Origin of the sequence: Wolbachia endosymbiont of Mansonella perstans, from assembly GCF_020278605.1 — a bacterium.
GTDB lineage: Bacteria > Pseudomonadota > Alphaproteobacteria > Rickettsiales > Anaplasmataceae > Wolbachia.
In genome coordinates this window covers 1-2,267 of sequence record NZ_JACZHU010000119.1, presented here as the reverse complement: position 1 = coordinate 2,267, position 2,267 = coordinate 1, and the positions used below count along the sequence as shown (strand labels likewise).

Sequence of the window (2,267 nt, the reverse complement as noted above, 5' to 3'; positions counted from 1 at the left end):
TTTTGTCGAATCCAACACGCTGTTAAAAGCTATATGGTTATGCAAATGTCAAGCATTACTCTTTGTTTTCTTCTTCTCAATATATCTGCAAACTAAAATGGACAATTCGTATAGAATCAACATTGGTACAGCAAGTCCTACTTGGCTCAATACATCAGGTGGAGTTAAGATCGCAGCAATAATAAAAATTACCACTATCGCGATTCTGCGCTTGTTCGACAAGCTTTGCGCGGTAAGCAGCTCAACCCTGACCATTAATGTGAGTATGACTGGAATTTGAAATGCAGTACCAAACGCAAACATGAATTGGAGAACTAGGTCTAAATATTCACTGACTGATGGCATAAACTCTATTGGTATACCGAAAGATTTGCCGCTATGCTCGAAAGCAATAAAAAACTTCCAGGCTAAAGGAAATATGTAGTAATAAACTACTGCAGCTCCCGTTATAAACAAAACTGGCGTTGCAATCAAATATGGCAACAGCACTGCCCTTTCGCTTTTGTATAAGCCGGGTGCTAAAAACATATAGAATTGCCATGCTAACACAGGAAAGGAAAATAAAAGCGCGCTCATTACTGCAACTCGGAGATACACAAAAAACGCCTCTGTTAAGTCTGTATAGATTAGAGAAAAATCATCGCTATCTTTTGTAACTTCTATTAAAGGTGCAAGTAAAAAACGGTATATATTTTCTTTAAAGTAGTAGCAAAAGCCAAAAGTAATGCAAAAAAATAGAAAGCAAAAAATAACCCTTTTCCTGAGTTCTGCAAAGTGCTCATAAAATGAAGCATATTTGTTTGGGTTCTTATTCATACTCTATTATAGCACAATAATGCTATGTCTAATATTCTTAGCGAAAAAGCCCATTCATTATCGTACCACGCTGCAATTCTACAAGCATCACCTGTGGCGTATGTACCGGCTAGATCTACAATCGCACTATAGGGGTTATGAACAAAGTCTATTGAAACTAAAGGTTCCTTGCATACGGAAAGCACATCGTTTGTTGAATTCTCGAATATTTCATTTATTTCTTCAGCTGTTGCTTTCTTGTCAGTTGCAAATCTAAAATCAACCAGGGAAACATTGCTAACCGGAACTCTGATGGCAGTGCCATCTAGCTTTCCTTTTAACTTAGGAATGACAGAACAAATTGTTTTTGCTGCTCCAGTTGTTGTTGGTATCATAGATAAACCACAAGCCCTTGCCCTACATAAGTCCCTGTGATTACCGTCGAGAATATTTTGATCATTCGTATAGGCATGTATAGTAGTCATAAAGCCACTTTTTATACCTAAATTGGAGTGTAGAACCTGCACAATCGGAGCCAGGCAATTTGTAGTACAAGAACCAGCTGATATAACTTTATGCTCTTTTTTGAGCATATCGTTATTCACACCATAAACTATAGTTACATCGGCATCTAAAACTGGAGCAGAGACAATTATTTTTGCTGCATTATGCTTTGCTGCTTCCGCAGATCTGTTAAATGCACCTGTGCACTCAAGCACTACATCAACATTCCAAGGGATATTTTCAGGGCTTCGTTCTCTATATAGAAGAAAATTTCTGCCATTTATAGAAATCCAATTTTTAGACTCGTTAAAATCAACATCACCACTGAATTTACCATGAATGGAATCGTATTTTACCAAATGTGCATGCTGCTCAGCACTGAGTGACCCGTTTACTGCTACAACTTCTATCTGCTTATTATATTTTTCTATTTCGAAAATAGCACGCAATACACTTCTGCCTATTCTGCCAAGACCGTTAATCCCTACACGAATTTTCATTTCTTCATTCAAAAAGCTTAATTATAAAAGCTTAATTATAAAGGATAAAGAACAAGAATCAAAAGGTTTACATACAAAGTTACCTAAACTCATTTCCTAATCCATAGTTAAAGTTGTTAAACAACTTGACTTAACATGTTACCTTAGTTATAATTTAATTTTTTAGCGAGATATATCATGAATAAAATGGATTTTATCAACATTAATCAACCTCTGAACCTATAACAGGAATTCGGCAACGGGTATATCAAATTGATGGATCATTCCTTTAACGAAGGCAATGGCCATTATCACGTGGAAAGCAAAATACTAGGTGAAAGCCATCATATAATAGGAAACTTCACTATTGATACTTACATTTGTAACTTCCATATAGATGACCACAATATGAATACTAAACTCTGCATGGAAGTGGATTTCAAAGGTGACATGAGGAAGATAAATTCGCTACGCAAGGATATATAAAAT

General features: G+C 36.0%; 3 protein-coding genes. 1 reads left to right on the top strand and 2 read right to left on the bottom strand.

The window, feature by feature from the left end; all coding sequences use genetic code 11:
• Positions 1-48: 48 nt before the first annotated feature.
• Positions 49-816 carry a twin-arginine translocase subunit TatC gene (gene tatC / locus IHO13_RS05265; RefSeq protein ID WP_225538598.1) on the bottom strand — a complete coding sequence of 256 codons (768 nt, stop codon included), beginning with the start codon at positions 814-816 and terminating at the stop codon, positions 49-51.
• The gene (gene gap, locus IHO13_RS05260; protein WP_225538596.1) at positions 813-1,799 is read right to left on the bottom strand and encodes a type I glyceraldehyde-3-phosphate dehydrogenase; all 987 of its coding nucleotides are present in this window, start codon (positions 1,797-1,799) and stop codon (positions 813-815) included. Before gap ends, tatC begins: the two co-directional genes overlap by 4 nt.
• Positions 1,800-2,054: 255 nt before the next feature.
• Here gap and IHO13_RS05255 point away from each other — a divergent pair, with 255 nt between their 5' ends.
• Positions 2,055-2,264 carry a hypothetical protein gene (locus tag IHO13_RS05255; protein WP_225538595.1) on the top strand — a complete coding sequence of 70 codons (210 nt, stop codon included), beginning with the start codon at positions 2,055-2,057 and terminating at the stop codon, positions 2,262-2,264.
• The last annotated feature ends 3 nt before the right edge of the window (positions 2,265-2,267 follow it).